The sequence below is a fragment of the Marivita lacus genome, assembly GCF_014637725.1.
In the GTDB taxonomy this organism is placed as follows: Bacteria; Pseudomonadota; Alphaproteobacteria; order Rhodobacterales; family Rhodobacteraceae; genus Marivita; species Marivita lacus.
The window spans coordinates 154064-178722 of sequence record NZ_BMFC01000004.1; the positions used below are offsets into that span (position 1 = coordinate 154064).

At 62.2% G+C, this 24659-nt stretch carries 24 protein-coding genes; 18 read left to right on the top strand and 6 right to left on the bottom strand.

Annotated elements, in window-relative coordinates:
- Positions 1–88 precede the first annotated feature (88 nt).
- The gene (locus IEV82_RS10580) at positions 89–1033 is read left to right on the top strand and encodes a DMT family transporter (protein ID WP_188481996.1); all 945 of its coding nucleotides are present in this window, start codon (positions 89–91) and stop codon (positions 1031–1033) included.
- Here the strand turns inward: IEV82_RS10580 and IEV82_RS10585 are convergent.
- Positions 957–1640, bottom strand: coding sequence for a thiamine diphosphokinase (locus IEV82_RS10585; RefSeq protein ID WP_188481997.1), 684 nt, complete (start codon positions 1638–1640; stop codon positions 957–959). The genes IEV82_RS10580 and IEV82_RS10585 overlap by 77 nt on opposite strands.
- A gap of 139 nt (positions 1641–1779) precedes the next feature.
- Here IEV82_RS10585 and IEV82_RS10590 point away from each other — a divergent pair, with 139 nt between their 5' ends.
- Positions 1780–4092: a hypothetical protein gene (locus tag IEV82_RS10590; protein WP_188481998.1), complete on the top strand. Its 2313-nt coding sequence runs from the start codon at positions 1780–1782 to the stop codon at positions 4090–4092.
- An 84-nt stretch (positions 4093–4176) separates the two neighbouring features.
- Here IEV82_RS10590 and IEV82_RS10595 read toward each other — a convergent pair whose 3' ends face one another.
- Positions 4177–4398 carry a DUF2842 domain-containing protein gene (locus IEV82_RS10595; protein WP_188481999.1) on the bottom strand — a complete coding sequence of 74 codons (222 nt, stop codon included), beginning with the start codon at positions 4396–4398 and terminating at the stop codon, positions 4177–4179.
- Between the two features lie 16 nt (positions 4399–4414).
- Positions 4415–5710, bottom strand: a complete 1296-nt coding sequence (locus IEV82_RS10600) for an adenylosuccinate synthase (protein WP_188482000.1) — start codon at positions 5708–5710, stop codon at positions 4415–4417.
- Between the two features lie 246 nt (positions 5711–5956).
- On the opposite strand from IEV82_RS10600, the gene IEV82_RS10605 reads away from it, so the two are divergent.
- The 16 genes from IEV82_RS10605 to IEV82_RS10680 all read left to right on the top strand — a co-directional run bounded on the left by IEV82_RS10605 (position 5957) and on the right by IEV82_RS10680 (position 21483).
- The gene (locus tag IEV82_RS10605; RefSeq protein ID WP_188482147.1) at positions 5957–6352 is read left to right on the top strand and encodes a DUF6524 family protein; all 396 of its coding nucleotides are present in this window, start codon (positions 5957–5959) and stop codon (positions 6350–6352) included.
- Positions 6353–6484: 132 nt separating this feature from the next.
- Entirely contained in the window at positions 6485–6862 is a 378-nt protein-coding gene (gene secG / locus IEV82_RS10610; RefSeq protein WP_188482001.1) for a preprotein translocase subunit SecG, read from the top strand.
- A gap of 225 nt (positions 6863–7087) precedes the next feature.
- Positions 7088–8731 (top strand): CTP synthase, encoded by a 1644-nt coding sequence (gene pyrG / locus IEV82_RS10615; protein ID WP_188482002.1) that lies wholly within the window; start codon positions 7088–7090, stop codon positions 8729–8731.
- 7 nt (positions 8732–8738) lie between these two features.
- Positions 8739–9458, top strand: a complete 720-nt coding sequence (locus tag IEV82_RS10620; RefSeq protein ID WP_188482003.1) for a DUF4145 domain-containing protein — start codon at positions 8739–8741, stop codon at positions 9456–9458.
- Positions 9459–9736: 278 nt separating this feature from the next.
- Positions 9737–10504, top strand: coding sequence for a 23S rRNA (adenine(2030)-N(6))-methyltransferase RlmJ (locus IEV82_RS10625; protein WP_188482004.1), 768 nt, complete (start codon positions 9737–9739; stop codon positions 10502–10504).
- Positions 10505–10571: 67 nt separating this feature from the next.
- Complete coding sequence (locus IEV82_RS10630; RefSeq protein WP_188482005.1) at positions 10572–11009, top strand: tellurite resistance TerB family protein; 438 nt, start codon at positions 10572–10574, stop codon at positions 11007–11009.
- Positions 11006–11743, top strand: a complete 738-nt coding sequence (locus IEV82_RS10635) for a phosphate/phosphite/phosphonate ABC transporter substrate-binding protein (RefSeq protein ID WP_188482006.1) — start codon at positions 11006–11008, stop codon at positions 11741–11743. Before IEV82_RS10630 ends, IEV82_RS10635 begins: the two co-directional genes overlap by 4 nt.
- 116 nt (positions 11744–11859) lie before the next feature.
- Entirely contained in the window at positions 11860–12633 is a 774-nt protein-coding gene (locus IEV82_RS10640) for an ABC transporter ATP-binding protein (RefSeq protein ID WP_188482007.1), read from the top strand.
- Positions 12634–12661: 28 nt separating this feature from the next.
- Positions 12662–13390 carry a transporter substrate-binding domain-containing protein gene (locus IEV82_RS10645; RefSeq protein WP_188482008.1) on the top strand — a complete coding sequence of 243 codons (729 nt, stop codon included), beginning with the start codon at positions 12662–12664 and terminating at the stop codon, positions 13388–13390.
- 79 nt (positions 13391–13469) lie between these two features.
- Positions 13470–14351, top strand: a complete 882-nt coding sequence (locus tag IEV82_RS10650; RefSeq protein WP_188482148.1) for an ABC transporter permease — start codon at positions 13470–13472, stop codon at positions 14349–14351.
- Positions 14352–14442: 91 nt separating this feature from the next.
- Complete coding sequence (locus IEV82_RS10655; RefSeq protein WP_188482149.1) at positions 14443–15249, top strand: ABC transporter permease; 807 nt, start codon at positions 14443–14445, stop codon at positions 15247–15249.
- 82 nt (positions 15250–15331) lie between these two features.
- Positions 15332–16666: a glutamine synthetase family protein gene (locus IEV82_RS10660; protein WP_188482150.1), complete on the top strand. Its 1335-nt coding sequence runs from the start codon at positions 15332–15334 to the stop codon at positions 16664–16666.
- A 62-nt stretch (positions 16667–16728) separates the two neighbouring features.
- Complete coding sequence (locus tag IEV82_RS10665) at positions 16729–17412, top strand: type 1 glutamine amidotransferase (protein ID WP_188482009.1); 684 nt, start codon at positions 16729–16731, stop codon at positions 17410–17412.
- Positions 17409–18773 (top strand): glutamine synthetase family protein, encoded by a 1365-nt coding sequence (locus tag IEV82_RS10670; RefSeq protein WP_188482010.1) that lies wholly within the window; start codon positions 17409–17411, stop codon positions 18771–18773. Before IEV82_RS10665 ends, IEV82_RS10670 begins: the two co-directional genes overlap by 4 nt.
- A 105-nt stretch (positions 18774–18878) precedes the next feature.
- On the top strand, positions 18879–20183 hold the full coding sequence (locus IEV82_RS10675) for an NAD(P)/FAD-dependent oxidoreductase (RefSeq protein WP_188482011.1): 1305 nt from the start codon (positions 18879–18881) through the stop codon (positions 20181–20183).
- A gap of 109 nt (positions 20184–20292) precedes the next feature.
- On the top strand, positions 20293–21483 hold the full coding sequence (locus tag IEV82_RS10680; RefSeq protein WP_188482012.1) for a DegT/DnrJ/EryC1/StrS family aminotransferase: 1191 nt from the start codon (positions 20293–20295) through the stop codon (positions 21481–21483).
- Here IEV82_RS10680 and phaR read toward each other — a convergent pair whose 3' ends face one another.
- The 3 genes from phaR to IEV82_RS10695 form a co-directional block, all read right to left on the bottom strand.
- Positions 21484–22062, bottom strand: coding sequence for a polyhydroxyalkanoate synthesis repressor PhaR (gene phaR / locus IEV82_RS10685; protein ID WP_188482013.1), 579 nt, complete (start codon positions 22060–22062; stop codon positions 21484–21486).
- 170 nt (positions 22063–22232) lie between these two features.
- Entirely contained in the window at positions 22233–22685 is a 453-nt protein-coding gene (locus IEV82_RS10690) for a phasin family protein (protein ID WP_188482014.1), read from the bottom strand.
- Between the two features lie 135 nt (positions 22686–22820).
- On the bottom strand, positions 22821–24614 hold the full coding sequence (locus tag IEV82_RS10695; RefSeq protein WP_188482015.1) for a PHA/PHB synthase family protein: 1794 nt from the start codon (positions 24612–24614) through the stop codon (positions 22821–22823).
- Positions 24615–24659 lie beyond the last annotated feature (45 nt).

Consider the following 24659-nt stretch of genomic DNA (forward strand, 5'->3'; position numbering starts at 1 on the left):
CGCCTTGGAAACCAGCGGTTTTCGGCTTCGCCAAGCACGGATCAAGGAGAGCGTTGACAGGCGAACTCAACCAAGGGTAGCGTTTGTCATGACACAAGATCGCCCCACCTTCGGAATTGCGCTCATGCTCGGTTTTTGCGTCGTGGCTCCGATGGGGGATGCGATTGCAAAACTGCTCTCTGACAAGGTTGCGCTTGGACAATTGCTGCTGGTCCGCTTTGGGCTTCAGGCGCTTGTGCTGATCCCGATCATCGCCCTGACGGGCCGTGTCTGGCGCATGTCGAACCGGGTGTTCGGGCTGACCCTGCTGCGCACGGTGATGCATATCCTCGGGATCGGCATGATGGTGTCGGCGCTCTACTACCTGCCGCTGGCCGATGCGATCGCGATTGTCTTCGTGATGCCGTTCATCATGCTGATCCTCGGTCATTACGTTCTGGGTGAAGAGGTCGGCTTCCGCCGCATGATCGCCTGCGCGGTCGGGTTCTTCGGCACCGTGCTGGTCATCCAGCCCTCGTTCCAGCAGGTCGGCTGGCCTGCCCTGCTGCCTTTGGGCGTGGCGGTCAACTTTGCGCTGTTCATGCTGGTGACGCGCAAGATCGCCAAGGAAACAGACCCCATCGGATTGCAGGCGGTGTCGGGCGTGATGGCTCTTGTCATGCTGGTGCCGGTGATCGCTCTTGTCCCGCACACGGCGGCACCGATGCTCGCCTGGGACAGCATGTTGCCCGCGGGCACCTGGGCGCTTTTGGTGGCCATCGGATTGTCCGGCACATTGGCGCACCTTCTGATGACATGGTCTCTGCGCTATGCGCCCTCGGCCACGGTCGCGCCGATGCAGTATCTCGAGATCCCCATCGCCACGGTGATCGGGTTTGCCGTGTTCGGGGATCTGCCAAACACGATGGCCTCGATCGGGATCGCGATCATCGCCGCCTCGGGTCTCTACATCGTGATCAGAGAGCAGGCCATGAGCCGTCGCCCTGCACCAGCGCCCGTTCAAGACCGTTCCGTTCTGACAGCGGCAGAATGATCAGCAAGCCCGGCCCTTCCGGTTTGATCGACACCGGACCATCGGCGCGGTTCGACGTGCCGACGCGCCCGCCCGGTGACATCTCCAGCCCGTCGATCGGCCAGTGCAGTCCGAGCGACGCGCCCCGAACAGGCCGCATCGGGTAGAGCGACACGCGCGTGCCCGCCGCCAGGGGCAGGTCGATATGCGGCGGCAGATGGGCCACCACGTCCTCATCACCCACGAGGATGATCGCCCGATCCGGATAGCGCGACAGCACGGTCATGGCCGCCAGCATATGATCCACCTGACCACCCAGAAACCCGATGCCAAGGATCAGCGGTGCCTGGATCGACCGGATCGCCTTGTCGAAATCGGTGCTGTTCTGCTCTGTGATCGGATGGACCCGTTCAGGCGGGATAGCAGCGCGCGTCGCCTCGGACACCGAATCAAGATCACCGATCAGCACATCCGGAAGCCGCCCGACCGCGCGCAGCCAATCCGCCCCGCTGTCCGCCGCGACCACAACGTCGAACTCGGTCAATAGCGCCGAAAGCTGCGCATTGTCGCCATGCGCGCCACCGACAAGCAGGACTGGTTCCTGTGAGAGGACAATGGGGTGATTCATGCGCGATTAATGACGAATGCCGAAACAGATCACAATCAGGTCACGAAATGATACCGTAAGGGGCACAGATTCGATGCGCTTTGGTCTTGGTAAACATGCTAGCAAGTCCTTCGCAGAAGTTTGGAAAGCGGGTGATATTATGGTGAGTTCGAACAAGATACTCACGGTATCCTACGGGACTTTTTCATGCACGCTCGAAGGATTCGACAATTCCTTCGACACCATGAAGGCAATCGCGGAGTATTTTCGCGATCTCGCACAGGATGACCGATATTTTGGTGCAGAACCTCCGACGCCCGACGCGGAGATGTTGGCCCGGATCGCGGAGCGAGAGATCGCACGCCGGGTCGAAGCCCGCTTTGAGAAAGGCAATTTGGTTCTGCGTGCCAGTGATGATGCCGAGCCGCCGCATGGGGATGTCGCGCCGCAGCCGTCACGGGACGCAGCTCTGGACGCGACAGCTGGCGTGGCTGCCACTGCACTGGCTGTCGCGGCCCATTCGGCGGAGGCGCAGGTCGTCGAGCCGGCAACGGCCCAGACCCATGACACCGAGATTGAAGATGACATCGCGCTGGAGACAGCCGATCTGGACCTGTCCGATCTCGATACCGCAGACGAGGCAGACGACGTGTCGGTCGATCTGTCAGACATGGACCTGTCGGACATCGACCTGTCCATCGAGCCGGCGGATTTGGACGAGGAAGAGGCCATCGCCGACGAAGACGTCGACGATGAGCAGGACGCCGCATTCAGCGCCGATGATGTTCTCAACGTCGACGAACCGGTCAACACGGAATCGAGCATTGACGCCCTGATCGCCGAACAGGGCGTGAAGGCCGATCGCCGCGCCGCAGAGGCCCGCGCGATCGAAGCCGCCGAAGACATCGCCGAGACCGGGATTGCCCCGGCCGTGACCGACAGCGTTGCCGACAAGCTGCAGCGCATCCGCGCAGTCGTGGCTTCCAAATCGCAGGCGACGCCGGAATATATCGAAGACGAACACGCCATGTCCGCCCCCGAAGGTGACGGCATCGACGAGAACGACGCCATCGACATCGCGAGCGAGGTCAGCGCATCGCTCGACGACAACCTGTTCACCGACACCATTGCGGCGCTTGTGTCCGATCAGCTCGACTTTGAGGACGACGACGACGACGACGCGTTCCTGCCCGAGATGTCCGATGACGACGAGGATGACGAGGACGTGGCGCCGGTTGCCGCGCCGCAGGCCGACGCGCCAAGCGAACTCGACATCCTGCGCGCCAAGATCGCCGAGCTGGAGGCGCAAGCCGCCGCAGCCGCCCGCGCGACCGAAACCATCGCGGAGGCAGACCCGCTTCCCGAACCTGTCGCAGAGCTGGACGACGAAGACGATCTGGACCTCTTCGACGAGGACGACGAGGACGAAGATATCGCGCCGCAGCCGCTTGTTGCCCGCGTCACCAAGGCCAAGCGCGCCGATTTCGATGCGGCCATCGCCTCGGGTGACGTCGAAGAATACGACGACGAGGACGAGGACGAAACACCTGTCGCCGCGCTCAAGCCCGTGCCCGGCCTCGAGGACAGCACTCTGACTCCCGAACAGGAGGCTGAACTGGCCCGCGAACTGGCGGACCTGCACGCCGAGATCGAGGAAGATGACTGGGATTTCGACGACGACGAGGACGACGCGCCGATCCTGTCGGAAGCCGAGGAAGAGGCCGCGCATGCCAGCATCCGCAAGGCGGTCAAGCTGACCAGCCCGGCCCGCGCGATGCTGACCGACACCTCGATCGAGGAAGACACCGAATCCGTCGAACGGCTTGTCGACAAGACCGACACCGCGATGGAAGAGCCAGAAGGCAACCGCCGCCGCAGCGCCATCGCGCATCTGCGCGCCGCCGTTGCCGCAACCAGGGCGGACCGCATTCTCGGCTTCGGCAAGAAGACCGTCAACGAGGAAGAGCCTTACCGCGAGGATCTGGCTGATGCGGTGCGTCCGCGTCGCCCCAAGATCACCGAAGCGCGTTCGGCCCGCCCCGCGCCGGTGCGCCCTGCCCCGCTCAAGCTTGTGGCGGAACAGCGGATCGACACGGACGCGGCGTCCTATGCCACACCGGTCCGCCCGCGCCGCGTGACACGGAATGTCGATCCGGTGGAAACGGCCGACACGCTGACGGGCAGTGACACCGGCTTTGCCGAATTTGCCGAGAACCAGGGCGCGCATACCCTGCCCGAACTGCTCGAAGCGGCGGCGGCCTACATGTCCTTCGTCGAAGGCCATGACCAGTTCTCGCGCCCGCAGCTCATGACCAAGCTGCTGCAGGCCGAAGGCGAGGCCAGCTCTCGCGAAGAGCGGCTGCGCAGCTTTGGCCAGCTGCTGCGCGACGGCAAGATCGAAAAAAAGGGCGGCGGTCGGTTTGCCGCGTCCGACAACATCGGGTTCAAGCCCGACGCCCGTGCCGCCGGCTGATCCCGGCACACCCAGACATGACAAAGGCCGGACATCCCAGTCCGGCCTTTGCTCGTTCAGTGGCTTGCGGAAATCGGTTCCGTGTCAGTCCTTGGCGTCGGGGTCCGGCTGACCGACCCCCTTGAACACGAATTTGAACGGTACGGCCCACAGGATGCCCAGAACCACGTAGACCAGCAATTCGACCAGCAGAGAGGGTCGGTCCAGCATGTTGATCACGGTCACGCAGGCAATGATGTAGGCTGGCAATCCCACCAGCAGGATCACCAGTGACCAGCGTTTGCGGGCCTTGTAGCTCAGCGCCATGCGCGTCTCCTTTTCCTCAGTCCGCGAACGGATCGGTCACGAGGATCGTGTCCTCCCGTTCCGGTGAGGTGGAAAGTAGGGCGACCGGGCAGTCGATCAATTCCTCGATCCGGCGCACGTACTTGATCGCCTCGGCGGGCAGATCGACCCAGGACCGCGCGCCTTCGGTCGATTCCGACCAGCCGGCCATTTCCTCGTAGATCGGCGTACAGCGCGCCTGCTCCTCGGCCGCCGTGGGCAGGTAGTCATAGCGCGTGCCATCCAGATCGTAGCCGACGCAGATCTTCAGCGTCTCGAACCCGTCCAGCACATCCAGCTTGGTCAGGGAAATCCCGTTCACGCCACTGGTCGCGCAGGTCTGACGCACAAGGCAGGCATCGAACCAGCCGCAACGCCGCTTGCGCCCGGTGGTGGTGCCGAATTCGTGCCCTCGCTCGCCCAGGCGCTGGCCGTCTTCGTCGTGCAATTCCGTCGGGAACGGGCCCTCGCCCACGCGGGTCGTGTAGGCCTTGACGATCCCCAGCACGTAATCAATCGCGCCCGGCCCGAGGCCGACCCCCGTCGCCGCCTGCCCGGCAATGACGTTGGAGGAGGTCACGAACGGATAGGTGCCGAAGTCGATATCGAGCAAAGCGCCCTGCGCGCCTTCGAAAAGGATGCGCTTTCCGGCCTTGCGCTTTTCGTTCAGCACCTTCCAGACCGGTGCGGCGAAGGGCAGGATGTGACCTGCAATCTCGATCAGCTGAGCCAAGAGCGCATCGCGGTCCACCGGCTCGAAACCCAAACCCTTGCGCAGCGGATCATGGTGCTGCAATGCGCGGTCAACACGCGCTTCCAGCGTGGCGCGGTCAGCCAGATCGGCCACGCGCACCGAGCGGCGCCCGACCTTGTCCTCGTAGGCCGGGCCGATGCCGCGCCCGGTGGTGCCGATCTTGGTGCCCTTGCTGGCCGCTTCTTCACGCGCCCGGTCCAGTTCGCCGTGAATCGGAAGGATCAGTGGCGTGTTTTCCGCGATCATCAGTGTCTCGGGCGTGATTTCCACACCCTGCCCGCGAAGGGTCGCGATCTCTTTCATGAGGTGCCAGGGGTCCAGAACGACCCCGTTTCCGATCACCGAAAGCTTGCCGCCGCGCACCACACCCGAAGGCAGCGCGTGCAGCTTGTAGACCTTGCCATCAATGACAAGCGTGTGACCGGCATTGTGCCCACCCTGGAATCGGCAGATCACATCCGCCCGCTCCGAGAGCCAATCCACGATCTTGCCTTTGCCCTCGTCGCCCCACTGGGCGCCCACGACCACCACGTTTGCCATGTCTTTAGACCTTTGCTGGAGTTCATACCGTCAAACCCGCGCCCGTATAGTGCGCAATGCTGGCGGGGGGAACCGGTTTTCGGAACGATCTGCGCGACATCTCGCAATTCAGCCCTCGCCACGGCGCACAGCCCGCTTCGGCTGCCCGTTTGCCACAGCCGCCGCGCCACGTGCCACATCCCACTGGACAGGCCGCACCGCTTGGGGTCATGACATCGCAACAGCTGTGACGAAAGGCCGAACATGATGGGATTCCTGCTGCGCTGGCTCTTTGCCTTCGTCCTCGTTGCGGCCACCTACAACCCGACGCCCTACAGCTTTGTCCGCTGGGCGCTGACCGATGGGCAGGACCGGCTGTCGATCACCGTCCTGACCGGGCTGGTTCTGCTGGTGGGCTACATCATCTACCTGCGCGCCACGCTCCGCTCTATCGGAGCGTTCGGGATGATGCTGATCCTCTCGCTCGTCGGGGCGCTCTTGTGGGTGGCCTATGATTTCGGACTGCTCGACCTGCAGAACCGGGCGCTGACCATGTGGATCGGCATTTTCGCCCTGTCGCTGGTGCTGGGCATCGGCCTCAGCTGGTCGATCATCCGCCGCAAGCTGTCGGGTCAGGCGGATGTGGATGACGTGGACGAATAGCTGCTTCTTCTTTTTCCAAGTATGCACACGCAGCGGTGACCAAAGGCGCGCGACCAGATACTGCAACACGGGTTGCGCGGCGCGCCGCTTGCCCTTAGATACCCCCCATTCACGAAGAGATCCGGGACAGCCATGGAAAACGTCGTTCTCATCATCCACCTTCTTCTTGCGCTCTCGCTGATCGGCGTCGTGCTGCTGCAGCGCTCCGATGGCGGTGGGCTGGGCGCCATGGGCGGCGGTGGCGGTGGTTCCGTCAGCAGCCGCAGCGCGGCCACCGGGCTGGGCAAGCTGACCTGGATCCTCGCCATCGCGTTCATCTGCACCTCGCTCACGCTGACGGTGATCGCGGCCCAGAACGCCTCGGGCAGCTCGATCATGGACCGCCTGACCACGGGCGGCGATGGCGCATCCGAAGAAGACACAGGCACCGACCCGCTCGATGCGGACGGCCTCCTGCCGCCGCCGGCGTCAATCGATCCGAACGCCCCGCTGGTGCCGCGCGCAGACTGACGCTGCACGCCGTTCGAACCGACGCGCGGTCGCACCCGGCCGCGCGTATTTCTTTGCGCCCCAAGCCCACCATCCCTTGAGGCGCAGCAATCTGACGTAACATCATCTTGGGGTTCGGCCTTGCTTTTTGCCGCCGAATCCTCTACCGCTCAAATCCCGTGATGCTGCGTTCCTTCGGGTGCGCGGATGGCTTGATTTGCAGCGCTTCGCGGGAGGTTTCCACACATGGCACGCTTTATCTTCATCACCGGCGGCGTGGTGTCTTCCCTCGGCAAGGGTCTCGCCTCTGCCGCACTTGGTGCGCTGTTGCAGGCACGCGGCTTCTCGGTGCGTCTGCGCAAGCTTGACCCCTATCTGAACGTCGATCCCGGCACGATGTCGCCGTTTGAACATGGCGAGGTGTTCGTCACCGACGATGGCGCGGAAACCGATCTGGACTTGGGCCATTACGAACGCTTCACCGGCGTGCCTGCCCGCAAGACCGACAGCATCTCGTCGGGGCGCATCTACACCAACGTGCTCGAGAAGGAACGCCGCGGCGACTACCTTGGCAAGACGATCCAGGTGATCCCGCACGTCACCAATGAAATCAAGGACTTCATCTCCATCGGCGAGGATGAGGTCGATTTCATGCTCTGCGAGATCGGGGGCACGGTGGGCGACATCGAAGGCCTGCCCTTCTTCGAGGCGATCCGCCAGTTTTCCCAGGACAAGCCGCGCGGCCAGTGCATCTTCATGCACCTGACGCTGCTGCCCTACATCAAGGCGTCGGGCGAGTTGAAGACCAAGCCGACGCAGCACTCGGTCAAGGAACTGCGCTCCATTGGCCTCGCCCCCGACATCCTTGTCTGCCGCTCCGAAGGGCCGATCCCGGCCAAGGAACGCGAGAAGCTGGCGCTGTTCTGCAATGTGCGCCCCGATTCCGTGATCGCGGCACAGGACCTCAAGTCGATCTACGAAGCGCCGCTGGCCTATCACCGCGAGGGGCTGGATCAGGCCGTGCTCGACGCGTTCCAGATCACGCCCGCGCCGAAGCCCAACCTCGAAAAATGGGAAGACGTGGCCGACCGCATCTACAACCCCGAGGGCAACGTGAACGTCGCCATCGTCGGCAAATACGTGCAGCTTGAAGACGCCTACAAGAGCATCGCCGAGGCGCTGACCCACGGCGGCATGGCCAACCGGGTCAAGGTCAACGTGCAATGGGTCGATGCCGAGATCTTTGAGCGTGAAGACCCCGCCCCCCATCTCGAAGGCTTCCATGCCATCCTTGTCCCCGGCGGCTTTGGCGAGCGCGGCACAGAAGGAAAGATCAAGGCGGCGCAATTCGCCCGCGAACACAAAGTTCCCTATCTGGGCATTTGCCTTGGCATGCAGATGGCGGTGATCGAAGCCGCCCGCAACGTCGCGAAACTCCCCGATGCCGGGTCCGAGGAGTTTGACCACGAGGCCGGCAAAAAGCGGTTCACGCCCGTGGTCTACCACCTCAAGGAATGGGTGCAGGGCAACCAGACCGTCAACCGCACCGTCGCCGACGACAAGGGCGGCACCATGCGCCTTGGGGCCTATGACGCGGTGCTGACCGAAGGCTCAAAAGTGGCCGGCGTTTACGGCACCACCACCATCACCGAACGCCACCGCCACCGCTACGAGGTCGACATCAAGTACCGCAAGGCACTTGAGGAAGGCGGGCTCTGCTTCTCCGGCATGAGCCCCGACGGCCGCCTGCCCGAAATCGTCGAATGGCCCGACCACCCGTGGTTCATCGGCGTCCAGTTTCACCCGGAACTGAAGTCGAAACCGTTTGACCCGCACCCGTTGTTCAAGGATTTTGTGCGGGCGGCGAAGGATGTGTCGAGGTTGGTTTGAGGTCAGAATGCCTTCAAGCGAAGACATTATTTCTGCATATTGCCCAAAGTGCGGCGACATGCGCCGCGCCTTTGTTCATGGCAAACGTGAAATTGAATGGCACGACGATCATTTGCCCATTCACGGTAGCGAGACTGGTTACTTATTAGAGTGCTGTGGTTGCCAAGAACTTTATTTCCGAAAGGATTCGTTTTTCTCTGAGGCTGGCCACTTCTCCTACAACCCCATTACTCACCAAGAAGAATATGATCCTGCTATCGAAGTGACATACTTTCCTTCGATCAAGAAACGCCCAAAACCCGCTGCTTTATCGAAGATGCAAATACAAGACCGGATTTTAGATTCTATCCTAGATGAACTTTATGTAAGCTTGGACAATAACTTAAATTTACTGGCTGCAATTGGTATACGCACGGCCTTTGACAGAGCCACTGAGCTAATGGGGATTGATCCGAACCTGCGCTTTAATGAAAAACTGTCGAAGCTTCAAGATGAAGGTTTCATCGGTGAAACTGAAAAGGATATTTTATCCTCCTTGATTGATGCTGGAAACGCGGCAGCACATCGAGGATGGAAACCGTCCAATGACGATCTTCATTTGATGCTTGATATTTTTGAACCATTTTTGGAAAGAAATCTACTAACCCGGCATGCGTTCAAGTCTCTGCATGGAAAAGTTCCAAAACGTTCAAAAAAGAAGAGTGATGCCCCCAAAAAACAGACATAGCAAACTTCACGCTTATACTCGCTCGTATAACACCCGCCAAATACCCAGCCATCGCCAGACCGCGGGATGGCGATCCTCCCGTCGAACGACGGCGCTTTATTCCTGCCACTCCCGCGCGCAGAACGAACGCAGCGCCCAGACCTGCCAAATCGCCAGCCCGGGGGGCGGTCTGGCGATGGCGCGGCACCTTCGGTGCTATTCGCGCCAGGCGCTTAGCTCCACCACCCCAAACACAAATCCCCCTACCCGTTCCCCGCCATCTGCCCTATCACGGGCGCATGCTGTCCTATCAACACCTCTATCACGCGGGCAATGCCGCCGATGTCCACAAGCATGCCGTCCTCGCGCTGGCCCTCGACCGCATGGTGCAAAAGCCCAAACCGCTGAGCTATATCGAGACCCATGCCGGGCGTGGCCGCTATGACTTGCGCGCGCCCGAAGCGGTCAAGACCGGCGAGGCGGCGCAGGGGATCGCGCGGCTGCGCGACGGGTTTCCCAAGGATCACCCCTATATCACGGCGCTGAACGCCCAGCCGGGTGGTCTCTATCCCGGCTCACCCGCTATCGCGCAGGCGTTGTTGCGACGTGAAGACAGCCTGCACCTCGCCGAACTGCATCCGCAGGAACACGCCGCCCTGTGCGATGCCCTGCGCGCGCCCAACACCCATATCCACCAGCAGGACGGGCTGGCGCTGGCGCAAAGCCTCTGCCCGCCGACGCCGCGCCGCGGGCTGATGCTGGTGGACCCCAGCTACGAGATCAAGGCCGACTATACCCAGATCCCCAAATGGCTGGCCGCGATCACCCGCAAGTGGAATGTCGGCGTGGTGATGATCTGGTACCCGATCCTCACCTCTGGGGCGCACCGCCCCATGCTGCGGGCGTTGCAGGCCGATCACCCGCAGGCATTGACCCACGAGGTCAGCTTTCCGCCCGCACGCGAGGGGCACCGGATGGTGGGGTCGGGCCTCTACATCGTGAACCCGCCTTTCGGGCTGGAGGCGGGGCTGAAGCCGCTCTCCGCCGCGTTCCGCCGCCTGCGTTGATCTCCATGACCGCGCTATCGGGGATGACCCATTGGCGAAGGCCGCACTTCGACATATATATCCGCGCATGTTTGCAGATTTCCTCAAGCGGCTGACCGCACCCGACCCCGCCCCCTTGCCCGACACAGACGCGCGGCTTGCGCTGACAGCGCTTCTGGTGCGCGTCGCGCGCACCGATGGTGATTACGACGAGAGCGAGAAAGCCCGCATCGACCGGATCGCCACCACACGGTATGGCCTGTCGCCCTTCGAGGCCACGAAACTGCGCTCTGAGGCCGAGACACTGGAATCCGAGGCCCCCGACACAGTCCGCTTTACCGGCGCGATCAAGGATTCCGTGCCTTACGAGGACCGGATCGGTGTCATCGAGGCGCTTTGGGAAGTGGTGCTGGCCGATGGCGTGCGTGAGGCCGAGGAAGACGCGCTCTTGCGGCTGGTGTCCAAGCTGCTGGGCATCAACGACCGCGACAGCGCACTGGCCCGGCAACGCGTCACCAAGGAATGAGCACAGCCAGCCTGCCGATGTACTGGCGGCCGGAAAACGCGGATCTCTGGCGCGCCTTCTGGGCAGTGGTGCAGGACTGCGCGCAGGCCGAGGGCGTGACCCTGCCGGATCTGACACCACCTGACGCGCTGCCCGAGGAGTGGTATGCGCATTGGCAGTCGCCCGACCTGGCGCTGTCCCTGACCTGCGGCCTGCCCTTTCGCAGTAGGCTGCACGACAAGGTGCAGTATATCGGCACGCTGGATTTCGGCCTTGGCGGCCCGGCCGGACATTATCATTCCCGGATCATCACCCGGCGCGACCTCTCGGGACCACCGCGCGTGCTGGCCTACAACAGCGCCGACAGCCAGTCGGGCTGGGCCGCGGCGCAGGACATTCCCGACCGCGCATCGCTGACCGCCTACCTGCCCACGGGTGCCCATGACGCGTCGCTGGCCGCAGTGGCCGAAGGCCGTGCCGACATCGCCTGCCTCGACGCGGTGACATGGCGCATCCTGCAAGAGTTCGATCCCAACGCAGCGCACGTCGCCCCTGCCGGGATCACGCGCCCCACCCCCGGCCTGCCGCTGATCGCGGCAAAAGCCACCGATCCCGCACCGCTGCGCCGCATCCTGCAGAACGCCACCAACGCCTTTGCCCCCGAAGATCCCATGCGCATGGGCGGGCGGATGACCTTCCACGTTCTGCCGCTGGACGCCTATCTCGCCCAGCCCATTCCCGCGCCACCTGAATGAGTGACGCGGCGTTATCGCGCGGGTTCGGACGGCTCAAGTCCAGTTTCTCATTGCATCGCCCGCGATTTTGGCCCCATCCTGCCCTCCATCCCTGACCCAACCGCTCAGAGAGCACCGTGACAGACACGCCGGTCCTAGACATTCGAAACCTGCACAAGCAGTACGGAAACCTTGAGGTCATCAAGGGTGTCGACATCACCGCACGTCGCGGCGACGTGGTGTCGCTGATCGGATCGTCCGGGTCGGGCAAATCAACCCTGCTGCGCTGCGCCAACCTGCTCGAGGACAGCCAGCAGGGCGATATCCTGTTCAAGGGCGAAGCGGTGACGTGGAAAGGCTCGGGCCTTGGCCGTCACCCCGCCGATCCCAAACAGGTCCTGCGCATCCGCACGAACCTGTCGATGGTGTTCCAGCAGTTCAACCTGTGGGCCCACATGACGATCCTGCAGAACGTGATGGAAGCCCCCGTGACCGTGCTGGGCCGCGACAAGGCCGAGGCGGAACAGGCGGCGCGCGGGTATCTCGACAAGGTGGGGATCGGCGACAAGTGCGACGCCTATCCCGCGATGCTGTCCGGTGGCCAGCAACAGCGCGCCGCGATCGCCCGTGCGCTCTGCATGGAGCCCGAGGCGCTTCTGTTCGACGAACCGACCTCGGCGCTGGACCCTGAACTGGAACAGGAGGTCGTCAAGGTCATCAAGGATCTGGCTGCCGAAGGCCGCACGATGCTGATTGTCACCCATGACATGAAAATGGCCCGTGACGTGAGCAACCACGTGGTGTTCCTGCACCAGGGCCTGATCGAAGAAGAAGGCGCGCCGGATGACCTGTTCGGCGCACCCAAATCAGAACGGCTGCGGGGATTCCTGTCCTCGACAATGGCCGATTAACCACCCCAAAAACCGGGAGACCAAAATCATGAAAAAAATCATCCTCGGCAGCGCCGCACTGGCCCTGACCGCCTCGATGGCGTTTGCAGGCAGCCACTCCGTTGTCCGACTGGGCACCGAAGGCGCCTACCCTCCGTACAATTTCATCAACGATGCGGGCGAGGTCGATGGCTTCGAGCGCGAACTGGGCGACGAGCTGTGCACCCGCGCCGGGCTGACCTGCGAATGGGTCACGAACGAATGGGACAGCATCATCCCGAACCTCGTGGCGGGGAACTACGACGTCATCATCGCGGGCATGTCGATCACCGATGAACGCGACGAAGTCATTGATTTCACAGCGAACTACAGTCAGCCCGATCCCTCGGCCTACCTCGCGCTCGACGGGGCCGACGTGGATTTCGACGGCGGTGTGATCGCGGCACAGGCGGGCACCATCCAGGCGGCACAGATCGCCTCTTCGGGCGCCACGCTGGTCGAATTCGCCACGCCCGATGAAACCGTCGCCGCCGTGCGCAGCGGCGAGGCCGACGCGGTTCTGGCCGACAAGGCCTACCTCCTGCCCATCGCTGAAGAAAACGCCGATGTCGCCATTGTTGGCGAAGACGTGCTGATCGGCGGCGGCATCGGCATGGGCATCCGCGAAAGCGACACAGAGCTGCGCGACAAGTTCACCGCGGCGATCGAGTCGATGAAGGAAGACGGCACGCTCAATGCGCTGATCGTGAAATGGCTGCCGGGTTCGGCAACCTTCTGAAACCGTTCGAAGGGGGCGCACACGCCGCCCCCTTCATCTTGCAAGGTAAACTCAATTTCCAGCCCACCAGAGGCGCGCCATTTTCAGCTTTTGCACAGATCCTGACACGCTCGGCACGGCCCGCTGGATGGCGTGTTACCTCACGACCGGCAAACATATGGGCCTTTACTGGTCCTTCGGCACGGTTCTGCTTCTGCTCGCCATCACCGCGCCCGCGGCGCTTGCCTTCGGCTTTGGCGGAGCCTCTGCCGCGCGGTCGAAAATCGCGCCCCTGCGCTGGTTCGGCAAGGGCTACATCGCCATCGTGCGCGGCGTGCCGGATATCGCGTTTTTCCTCTTCTTCGTGCTGGCACTCGACATCTTTTTTGAGTGGGTCCGCCACGAGATCAAATGCCCCGACTGGGACCAGGAGATCTGGCAGGGCAATGATTTTGTCGTCTGCGATATCGCCAAGCTGCCGATGAACAACGCGCCGCAATGGGTGCATGAAAGCTACGGCTTCCTGCTGGCGGTTCTGACCTTCGCCATCGTCTTCGGCGCATTCGCAGCCAACGTGCTTTACGGCGCCATGCGCGCCGTGCCGCACAACCAGCTCGAAACCGCCGAAGCCTACGGCATGTCGCGCAGGCAGGTCTACTGGCGCATCCTCGTGCCGCAGATGTGGGTCTTTGCCCTGCCCGGCCTGTCGAACCTGTGGCTCGTGCTCATCAAGGCAACGCCGCTGCTGTTCCTGCTGGGGGTCGAGGATATCGTCTACTGGGCGCGCGAACTGGGCGGCGCGAAGACACCGCGCTTCACCGATTACCCGCATGGCGACTGGCGCATGTGGTACTTCCTCGGGCTGCTGATCTTCTACCTCGCGTTCACACGCGTGTCGGAAATCGTCCTCGACCGGGTGATGCGCAAGCTCACGCATGGTCAGGCGACGCTTGCCGGCGAAGCCCAAAGGAAAGCGGCATGATCCTGGTATGCGCCATATCCCGATGGTGCCGGAACGCGTCCGCTTTGCGGACGCTGCCTCAGGCGCGCCGCCGCCTTCGGAGGCAGCGGGCATGAGCTGCTGGGAGACCATTGCGGATTACAGCTTGCGCTCCATCGGCATCGGCGAACGCGCCCTGCCGCGCGAGGGTTTCACGCTCTGCCAGCAATTCACCCTGATCGGGTCGGGGATGATCTGGAACGTCTATTTCGGCGTACTGGCCTTGTCGGCCGGGTTCTTCCTCGCCACCGCCGTGGCCTTGGGCAAGGCCTCGAACAATGTGGTGATCCGCAAGGCCAGCGCGTGGTTCATCTTTCTCTTCCGTGGCTCGCCACTCTTCATCCAGTTCTTCTTTGCCTACTTCCTGTTCCTCAGCCTCAAACCTGTCTCGCCGATCTTCGATCCCTTCACCTCGGCCTGGCTGGGCGCACTGATCGTGCTGTTCCTCAACACCGCCGCCTATTCCGGAGAGATCTTCTACGGTGCTCTGCAATCGGTCCCGCGCGGCGATATCGAGGCAGCCGATGCCTATGGCATGACCGGCTGGACCCGGTTCAGGCGGGTGACATGGCCCACCATGCTGCGGCTTGCCTGGCCTGCCTACACGAACGAGGCGATCTTTCTCTTTCACGCCACCACCCTAGTCTATTTCTCGGGCTTCCCGGCGTGGCAGCAAAAGGGTGACGCGCTCTATTATGCGAATTTCTTTGCCGACAAGACCTTCAACCCGTTCATCCCCTACCCGATCCTTGCCTTCTATTTCATCCTGTTGACGCTGGTCATCATCAGCCTCTTCGGTTTGATCAATCGCCACCTGAACCGGCACCTGCCGGAAGAAACCCGTGCCCGGATCAAGCTGAAACTCAACGTCATCCGGTGAATTCCGCTTGCCAATTCAGGGGCACAGCGCCTATCCATTAATTTGATCAAATTATCAAAACGGCTCTAAAATGGACTCCCACATTCGCAACTGGCTCCGCAAGAACCCGCAGGTCCGCACGATCCGCGTTGCGGCTTCCGACCTCAATGGGCAGGCGCGCGGCAAGCGGGTTCCTGCACGTTTTGCCGACAAGACCATCGAAGGGGGCACCCGCTTTCCCCTGTCGGTCCTCAACCTCGACATCTGGGGCGAGGACATCGACGACAGCCCGCTGGTCTTCGAGGCGGGCGACGCCGATGGCGTTCTTTTCGCCACCGAACGCGGCTTCGTGCCGATGCCCTGGCTGGAGGCCCCCAGCGCTTTGCTGCCGCTGTGGATGTTCCGCGAAACCGGCCAACCCTACGAAGGCGATCCGCGCCATGCGCTCAATTCCGTGGTGCAGCGCTACAAGGCGCGCGGCCTGACGCCCGTGGTGGCGATGGAGCTGGAATTCTTCCTGATCGACGACAGCACCCGCAACCTGCAGGTGCCCGCCTCACCCCGGTCCGGCAAGCGCCGCAAGGCGGGCGAGATCCTGTCGATCCGCCTCATCGACCAGTTCGACCGCTTCTTCACCGATCTCTACGACGCCTGTGAGGCGATGGACATTCCCGCCGACACGGTGATCTCCGAGGCCGGTCTGGGGCAGTTCGAGATGAACCTGATGCATTGCAACGACGCCCTGCGCGCGGCCGACGACGCGTGGCTCTTCAAGATGCTGGTCAAGGGGTTGGCCCGCCGCCACGGCTTTGCCGCGTCCTTCATGGCCAAACCCTATCCCGATTATTCCGGGTCGGGCATGCACACGCATTTTTCCGTGCTGGACGAACAGGGCAACAACGTCTTCGACGATGGCGGGCCACGAGGCACCGACATGCTGCACCACGCCATCGCGGGATGCCTGAACGGCATGTATGACAGCACGCTGCTCTTTGCGCCGCACTGGAACAGCTTTGACCGGCTGGTGCCCGGCGCGCATGCGCCCACCGGCATCGCATGGGCCTATGAGAACCGCACTGCCGCGATCCGCGTGCCTTCGGGCAGCGCGTCGGCGCGCCGCATCGAACACCGGGTCGCGGGCGGTGACGTGAACCCCTACCTGACGCTGGCCGCGATCCTTGGTGCGGCCCTGACCGGCATCGAAGACGGCAAGGCCCCACCCGAACCTGTCAAGGGCAATGCCTACGCGCTCGACCTGCCGCAGGTGCCGGGCGAATGGGCCTCTGCGATCGCGGCTTTCGAGTCGAGCACGATCATCCCGCGCATCTTCCACGAGGAACTGATCCGCAATCTGGTGCTCACCAAGAAGCAGGAACACCATTACATGAAAGAGCTCACCCCCGCCGAACGCGTCGAAATTTACCTCGATACGGTTTGACGTACACCTTGTCCGCCGCCGGTCAAGCGCATAGCTTGAGATCACAAACACCTTGGTGCTTCATGAAAATCGGAATACTGCAAACGGGTCTGGCCCCGGACGAACTCAAGGGCTCGTTCGGTGAATACCCCGGATTCTTCGAACGGCTGCTGTCCAACAAGGGCTTCACCTTCCAGACATGGTCGGTGGTCGAAAACGTCTTTCCGGACGGGCCGGACGATGCCGATGGCTGGCTCATCACCGGATCGAAACACGGCGCCTACGAAGACCACCCGTGGATTCCCCCGCTGGAACAACTCATCCGCGACATCGTCGCAGCAGACCGCCCGCTGATCGGGGTGTGTTTCGGCCATCAGATCATCGCGCAGGCGATGGGCGGCAAAGTCGAAAAGTTCAAAGGCGGTTGGGCCATTGGCCAGCAAACCTATGATTTCGGCGGAGCCCCCATGACCATCAACGCCTGGCATCAGGATCAGGTGGTCCAAGTGCCCGAAGGCGCAGAAGTCGTGGCTACCAGCGATCACTGCGCCAATGCCGCGCTGCTCTATCCTGGCAAGGCCTTCACGGTGCAGCCGCATCCCGAATACGGCGATGATTTCATCACCGGCCTGATCGACACACGCGGCAAGGGCGTGGTGCCCGATGCGCTGATGGACGACGCACGATCCCGCATGGGCCGCCCTCTCGACAATGGCCGCATGGCCGACCAATTCGCCAAATTCTTCCTTGAAGGAACGCTTGCATGACCGACTGGACAGACAGCCTGCCCGAACCGGCGCGCGCCTTCCTCGAAGGCCGCCGCCTTGACGAGGTGGAGTGCATCATCGCCGACCTGCCCGGCATTGCCCGCGGCAAGGCGGTGCCCGCATCGAAATTCGCGCGTCAGGAATATTTCCACCTGCCCGATTCGATCTTCTTTCAGACCATCACCGGCGATTGGGGCGAAGCCGCCAACGAAGAAGATGGCGGCTTCATCGAACGCGACATGGTCCTGAAGCCGGACATGAGCACGGCGACCGCGGCACCGTGGACCGGCGACTGGACGTTGCAGGTGATCCACGACGCTTATGACCGCAAGGGCAAACCCGTGCCCTACGCGCCGCGCAACGTGCTCAAGCGGGTGGTGCAATTGTACCGCGATCAGGGCTGGGAGCCGGTGGTGGCTCCCGAGATGGAGTTCTTCCTGACCGCGCGCAATCTCGATCCGGCGCAACCGATCAAGCCGATGATCGGCCGCTCGGGTCGTCCGGCAGCCGCGCGCCAGGCCTACAGCATGACGGCAGTGGACGAATTCGGACCGGTCATCGACGACATCTACGATTTCGCCGAAGCCCAGGGGTTCGAGATCGACGGCATCACCCAGGAAGGCGGCGCAGGCCAGCTCGAGATCAACCTGCGTCACGGCAACCCGGTGAAGCTCGCCGACGAGGTGTTCTATTTCAAACGCCTGATCCGCGAAGCCGCGCTGCGCCACAATTGTTTCGCCACCTTCATGGCCAAGCCGATCGAGAACGAACCCGGCAGCGCCATGCATATTCACCACTCGATCATGGATATCGAAACAGGCAAGAACATCTTTTCCGGGCCGCAGGGAGGCGAGACGGACGCGTTCTTCCATTTCATCGGCGGATTGCAGACCTACACGCCCGCGGCCATTGCCGTACTGGCCCCCTACGTCAACAGCTACCGCCGCTACGTCAAGGATCACGCAGCGCCAATCAACCTGGCCTGGGGTCGCGACAACCGCACCACCGGCATTCGCATCCCACTGTCCAGCCCGGAAAGCCGCCGGGTGGAAAACCGTCTGGCCGGCATGGACTGCAACCCCTATCTGGGGATCGCGGCCTCGCTCGCCTGCGGCTATCTGGGGCTGATCAACGAGAAATGGCCCTCCAAGCCGCTCAAGAAGGACGCCTATGAGGGCGAGGCGGACATCCCGCAGGTTCTTGGACAGGCGCTGCAGGTGTTCGAAGAGGCGACGGAGTTGCACGAGATCCTCGGCGAGGAATTCTGTCGGGTCTATTCCATTGTCAAGCGCTCGGAATACGAGGAATTCCTGCAGGTGATCAGCCCGTGGGAGCGCGAGCACCTGCTGCTCAACGTCTGATCCGGGAGCATCGCACCGGCTGCGCCGGTGCGACCGGGTGGGGGGACGCTGTCCCCCCACTCCCCCCTGAGGTATTTTTGAACCAGAGAATAACAGGACCGCGTTTTGAATCTTCTGTTCAGCAATGACACGCGCGGGGCATATCCCCAGAGCTGGTACGCCGCGACCGCGACGCCGCTGGAGCCTTTTGCGCCCTTGCAGGGCGAAACCCGCGCCGATGTCTGCATTGTCGGGGGGGGCTATACCGGCCTGTCGGCAGCGCTCCATCTGGCCGAGATGGGCGCGGATGTGGTTCTGCTCGACGCGCATCGCGTGGGTTTTGGCGCGTCCGGGCGCAATGGCGGACAGTTGGGGTCGGGTCAGCGACAGGACCAGATTGTGCTCGAAAAGATGGTCGGGGTCGAGGCCGCGCGGCACCTGTGGGATCTGGGCGAGGATGCCAAGGCGCTGGTGCGCGGACTGATTGCGAAACACGGGATCGACTGCTACCTCAAGGATGGCATCGCCTGGGCGGCGTCGCACCCCAAGGATGTGACAGACCTGCATGCCTATGCCAAGCATCTGCAAAAGCGCTATGGCTATGACCGGATCAAACCGCTGGACCGCGCTGCGTTCCACGCGCTCTGCCCCTCGCCGGATTATGTGGGCGGCGTGCTTGACATGGGGGCGGCGCACCTGCACCCGCTGCGGCTGGCGCTGGGGCTGGCCGAGGCCGCCGCCAAGGCCGGTGCGCGCATTCACGAGCGCAGCCATGTCCACGCCGTTCAGCACGGGCCCAAGGTCACCGTGCGGACCGATGCCGGGCATGTGATCGCCGATCACGTGATCCTTGCGGGCAACGGGTACCTGAGCGGGCTGGACCGGCAGGTGACCGCGCGGGTCATGCCGATCAACAATTATGTCGTGGCGACCGAGCCTTTGGGCGAGGACGCGGCAAAGGTGCTGACACGCGACGTGGCGGTCGCGGATTCGCGGTTCGTGGTGAATTATTTCCGCCTCAGCCATGACAAGCGCCTGATTTTCGGCGGAGGCGAGACCTATGGCTACCGCTTTCCGTCCGACATCGCCGCGTTGGTGCGCAAGCCGATGACCACGATCTTTCCGCATCTGCGCGATGTGCGGATCGACCACGCCTGGGGTGGCACTCTGGCCATCACGATCAAGCGCATGCCCTACCTCGCGCGCGTGCGGCCCAATATCCTGTCCGCCTCCGGCTATTCCGGGCACGGCGTCGGCAATGCGATCCAGGCGGGCAAGCTGATGGCCGAAGCGACGCGCGGACCGTCCGAGGGCTTTGCCGCCTTCAACACCATCCCGCACACGCCCTTCCCCGGCGGCGGCATGTTGCGCACGCCGATCCTGTCGCTGGCGATGTCCTGGTACGCGATGCGCGACCGGCTGGGCATCTGAGGCCCGAAGGACGCAACGGCGCGGCGTTTGCGCCCGCGCTCTGTCATACCACTGTCACACTGGCGTGAAAACGCGTAGGCTGAGCAGAGTATAAATGAGAGGCGCAGCTATGGCACACCTTCCGAACATGCATGACGCAGAACCGATCCCCGAAGCGGCACGGCACGAGATCGACCGTCTGTTGAAATCGGGTGACCTGTTCCGCTACACCGCCTCCGAAGGGGCGCCGGTCTCGTTGCTCGAAGAAGAGTTCGCCGCCATGATGGGCGCGAAATATGCGCTGGCCGTCAGCAGCTGTTCCGCGGCCCTGTTCCTGTCGCTCAAGGCGCTGAACCTGCCCCGCGATGCGCGCGTGCTGATCCCCGCCTTCACCTTTGCCGCTGTGCCATCCTCGGTGGTGCATGCCGATTGTATCCCCGTTCTGTGCGAGGTCGATGACAGCTACCGCATCGACATGGCCGATTTCGCGGCCAAGCTGGACAGCGTCGACGCGGTGATGATCAGCCATATGCGCGGACATACCTCGGACATGGATGCGATCCTGCGACTGGCCGCAGAGCGCGATATCCCGGTGATCGAAGACGCCGCGCATTCGCTGGGCACGCGCTGGAACGGGCAGTTGATCGGCACGCTGGGTCGGATCGGCTGTTTCAGCTTCCAGAGCTACAAGATGCTCAACGGTGGCGAGGGTGGCATCCTGTTGACCGACGACGCCGATCTCGTGGCCCGTGCGGTGATCATGTCGGGCGCATACGAGCACAACTGGAAGAAACACCCGGTCCTGCACGAGGCCTTTGCCAAGTGGCAGAACAAGCTGCCGCTTTATAACCTGCGCATGTCGAACCTGTCGGCCGTGGTGATCCGTCCGCAGCTGGCCGAGCTGGACCGCCGGGTGCATGACGGGCGGCGCAACCACGATCACGTGGCCGACCGCCTGCGTACGTCTCCGTGGATCACTGTGCCGCGGTCCCTGCCGCAGGAAGTGCGTGCGCCGGATTCGCTGCAGTTCACTCTGCGGGACATGACCGACGGCGATGTCGATGCGTTTGCCGAGGCCGCGAAAGCGATGGGCGTGGCGATCCAGATTTTCGGGCGCAGCAGCGACAACGCGCGGGCGTTCTGGAACTGGGAATTCCTGGGCCCGGCACCCGAACTGCCGAAAACCCGCCAGATGCTGTCACGGGCCTGCGATTGCCGCCTGCCCGCGCGCCTGTCGATTGCAGACTGCGATGCTGTGGCGGACGTGATCCTGTCCGCCGTCGATCACGTCATGCGCTCACCCGCGCAAGCGCTCGCCTGATCACTTGTCGAGCTTCGACAGTTTCTTCTGAAGCTCGGCAAGCTGCGTCTTGATCGCGTCGAGATCGTCGTTGCTTGGCTTGGTCTCGGCGGGTTTGGGCGACGTGTCATCCTCGTCCTTCGATGGCGCGGACCAGGTGCCGCCCATCTTGCCCGTCATTGCCTTGAGAAAGGCTTCTTGCTGCGCCTGGATGGCATCGAACCCCGGCACGCCCGACATCGGGTTGGCCTTGTTCATGTTCTCCATCCATTTCGACTGGCTGTCGCGGAACATCTCGAAACTGGCGGCAAGGAATTGCGGCACCGCACTGGTGGCGGTCGTGGTATAGCTGCGCACCAGATCGTTGAGCACGTTGGTCGGCAGCACGCTTTCGCCCCGGCTTTCGTGTTCGGCGATGATCTGCAGCAGGTATTGCCGTGTCAGGTCATCGCCGGATTTCAGATCGACGATCTTGACCTCGCGCCCACCCCGGATAAAGCCAGCGATATCTTCGAGCGTGACATAGTCGGATGTTTCGGTGTTGTAGAGACGTCGGCTCGCGTAGCGCTTGATCAGTAGCGGTTTCTGGTCGTCGGCCAAGGTGTCCCCTCCGCGGAAATTCTGTGCTGCACAACAGCCTAAGCGCATGCAACTCAAAATGAAAGCTTTGCCGACGCCGGGCATGCACAAAAAAAGGCCGGATCCACGAGGGACCCGGCCTGAGGATAGCGTTCCAATTTGGGAGGAGAGAACGCTAGTTCGGTAAAAGCTTACTTGGCAGCGGCAGTTGTTGCCTTCTTGGCAGCAGCCGTTGCGTCAGCAGTTGCTTTCTTGACAGCGGCGGTCGCGTCTTCCGACATGTCCTTGCCTGCTGCCATCATCAGTTCGACAGTGTCCATCTGGACCTTCTTGGCGATCTCGGCAAATGCTGCCATGTTCTCGGCTGCAACTTCGGCCTGGGCCGATGCGAAATCGGTCATCGCTTTTGCGTAATCCGCGGGCTCTGTCTTTGCCTTGGACATTTCGCCGATCTTGGCCAGCGTGTCCTTGGTCCACTTTGCGGAAATCTCGGCCGACTTGTCAGCCGCTTCGATTGCAACGTGCGAAAGCTTCTCGTTCAGAGTCGCCGTGGTCTTGAAGGCGTCTTCCATTGCTTTCGTGTCAACCGGGAATGCGCCCATCATTTCTTTCATGGTCGCTGTCATGTCAGGTGTCTTAGCCATTTCTCAAATCCTTTCCTGCTTAGCGGGCCCACCCCGCTGTGCTTTGCAGATGACGAACATATACATGCTGCACTGCAGCAATTCAAGTCTTTTTCTGCGGTGCAGCAAAAATATTTGACCAAGCGTCAAGCACCATCACGCACGCGCTTTCACACGGACGTAGGTACCCGGTGCCGGTGCGAGGGACGGGTGCGATTCGTCACCGACGTCGCGCGCCTCGACCCACTTGCCCGACCGCTTGGCCAGCCATTTTTCCCAAACCGGCCACCAGGACCCCTCGGTATAGCTCGCCGTGTCTTTCCACTCGTCCGGCGACAGCGACAGGTCTTCATTGGTGTAATGACCGTATTTCTTCTTGGTCGGCGGATTGACGATTCCCGCGATATGACCCGACTCGGACAGGATGAACTGCTTGGATTTCGACCCCATGGTCTGAACCCCGCAATAACAATCCTTCCACGCCGCGATATGGTCGGTCTCGCAGGCGATGGAACACAGCGGTACATCCACATCGCGCAGCGACAGCGTGTGCCCCATCAATTCGAACTCGCCCCTCGCGAACTTGTTGGATTGGCACAGCCCGCGCAGGTATTGCATCGCCATGCGTCCAGGCAGGTTCGCGCCATCGCCGTTCCAGTATAACAGATCAAAGGCTGGGGGCGTTTCGCCCATCATGTAGCTCTTGATCGCGGGGCCGTAGATCAGGTCGTTGGACCGCAGGTAGCTGAAGGTGCGGGCCATGATGAAGGATTTGAGAATGCCCGACTCCTCGATCTCGGCCTCGATGCCGTCGATGAAATCGTTCTGCAGAAACGGCGTGAATTCACCCTGGTCGGAAAAATCGGTCAGCGTGGTAAAGAACGTGGCCGACTTGATCGAATTCTCGCCCCGTTGCTTGAGCAGCGACAGTGTCAGGCTCAGTGTGGTGCCCGCGATGCAGTACCCGATCGCATTGACCTTCTCGACCTCGCAGATGGATTTGACCTCTTCGACCGCGCGCAGATATCCCTCTTCGATATAGGCTTCGAGACCGACGTCGCGGTAGCTTTCATCCGGGTTGATCCAGCTTGCCACAAACAGCGTGTAGCCCTGATCGACCACCCAGCGGATGAACGAGTTTTCGGGCTTCAGGTCGAGAATGTAGAACTTGTTGATCCAGGGCGGGAACAGGATGATCGGCGTCTCGCGCACCTTTTCGGTGGTGGGCGCATACTGGATCACCTCCATCATGTGGTTGCGATAGACCACCTCGCCCTTGGCGGTTGCGATATTCGTGCCGATCTCGAACGCACCCTCGTCGGCCAACCGCACCACAAGTTCGCCGTTGTTCGCCTCGAGATCCGCCACGAGGTTCTCGAGCCCTTTGACAAGGCTCTCCCCTTCGGTCTCGAGCGCCTTTTGCAGGGCATCGGGATTGGTGGCGAAGAAGTTGGTCGGCGCGAACATGTCGACGATCTGCTGGGCGAAATAGCGCAGCCGTTTCTTTTCTGTCTCATCCATATCCTCGACATCGTTCACAGCATTGCTGATCGCCTCGGAATTGATGAGGTACTGCTGCTTGATGAAATTGAAATACGGATGCTCGTCCCAAAGCGGGTTCTTGAACCGCCGGTCCTTGGGGCCGGGATCCTCGGGCGGCTGCAGCTTGCCCTTGGCCAGCGCCTGCTGCGCCTCGAGATAATGGGTCATGGACTTGCCCCAGTATTCCACCTGGTGCTCGAGGATCTTGGCCGGGTTCTGAAGCCATTCCTGCCAGTAGGCGGTGAGCGCCTTGCCATAGAGCATCGAGTCAGGCCCCTGCAACGAGGGGTTGATCTGCCGCTTGTGCGACAGCGCCGACATCAGCCGCTGCGTCAGCGTGTCGATCTTTTGCAAATTGGCCTCAAGCTCCGCGCTTAATTCCGGTGCGGCAACGTCGTTGGTTGTCATGGCCAATATTCCCCCCTAGATATGCTGCCATGCAGAATACAGTCG

Bases quoted from the DNA above. Each gene is read 5' to 3' on its own strand.
- secG (WP_188482001.1), top strand. From the start codon at position 6,485: ATGGAAAACGTCGTTCTCATCATCCACCTTCTTCTTGCGCTCTCGCTG.
- IEV82_RS10690 (WP_188482014.1), bottom strand. From the start codon at position 22,685: ATGGCTAAGACACCTGACATGACAGCGACCATGAAAGAAATGATGGGC.
- pyrG (WP_188482002.1), top strand. From the start codon at position 7,088: ATGGCACGCTTTATCTTCATCACCGGCGGCGTGGTGTCTTCCCTCGGC.
- IEV82_RS10580 (WP_188481996.1), top strand. From the start codon at position 89: ATGACACAAGATCGCCCCACCTTCGGAATTGCGCTCATGCTCGGTTTT.
- IEV82_RS10590 (WP_188481998.1), top strand. From the start codon at position 1,780: ATGGTGAGTTCGAACAAGATACTCACGGTATCCTACGGGACTTTTTCA.
- IEV82_RS10595 (WP_188481999.1), bottom strand. From the start codon at position 4,398: ATGGCGCTGAGCTACAAGGCCCGCAAACGCTGGTCACTGGTGATCCTG.
- IEV82_RS10605 (WP_188482147.1), top strand. From the start codon at position 5,957: ATGGGATTCCTGCTGCGCTGGCTCTTTGCCTTCGTCCTCGTTGCGGCC.
- IEV82_RS10680 (WP_188482012.1), top strand. From the start codon at position 20,293: ATGGCACACCTTCCGAACATGCATGACGCAGAACCGATCCCCGAAGCG.
- IEV82_RS10695 (WP_188482015.1), bottom strand. From the start codon at position 24,614: ATGACAACCAACGACGTTGCCGCACCGGAATTAAGCGCGGAGCTTGAG.
- IEV82_RS10665 (WP_188482009.1), top strand. From the start codon at position 16,729: ATGAAAATCGGAATACTGCAAACGGGTCTGGCCCCGGACGAACTCAAG.
- IEV82_RS10645 (WP_188482008.1), top strand. From the start codon at position 12,662: ATGAAAAAAATCATCCTCGGCAGCGCCGCACTGGCCCTGACCGCCTCG.
- IEV82_RS10635 (WP_188482006.1), top strand. From the start codon at position 11,006: ATGAGCACAGCCAGCCTGCCGATGTACTGGCGGCCGGAAAACGCGGAT.
- IEV82_RS10600 (WP_188482000.1), bottom strand. From the start codon at position 5,710: ATGGCAAACGTGGTGGTCGTGGGCGCCCAGTGGGGCGACGAGGGCAAA.
- IEV82_RS10630 (WP_188482005.1), top strand. From the start codon at position 10,572: ATGTTTGCAGATTTCCTCAAGCGGCTGACCGCACCCGACCCCGCCCCC.
- IEV82_RS10625 (WP_188482004.1), top strand. From the start codon at position 9,737: ATGCTGTCCTATCAACACCTCTATCACGCGGGCAATGCCGCCGATGTC.
- IEV82_RS10585 (WP_188481997.1), bottom strand. From the start codon at position 1,640: ATGAATCACCCCATTGTCCTCTCACAGGAACCAGTCCTGCTTGTCGGT.
- IEV82_RS10655 (WP_188482149.1), top strand. From the start codon at position 14,443: ATGAGCTGCTGGGAGACCATTGCGGATTACAGCTTGCGCTCCATCGGC.
- IEV82_RS10620 (WP_188482003.1), top strand. From the start codon at position 8,739: ATGCCTTCAAGCGAAGACATTATTTCTGCATATTGCCCAAAGTGCGGC.
- IEV82_RS10670 (WP_188482010.1), top strand. From the start codon at position 17,409: ATGACCGACTGGACAGACAGCCTGCCCGAACCGGCGCGCGCCTTCCTC.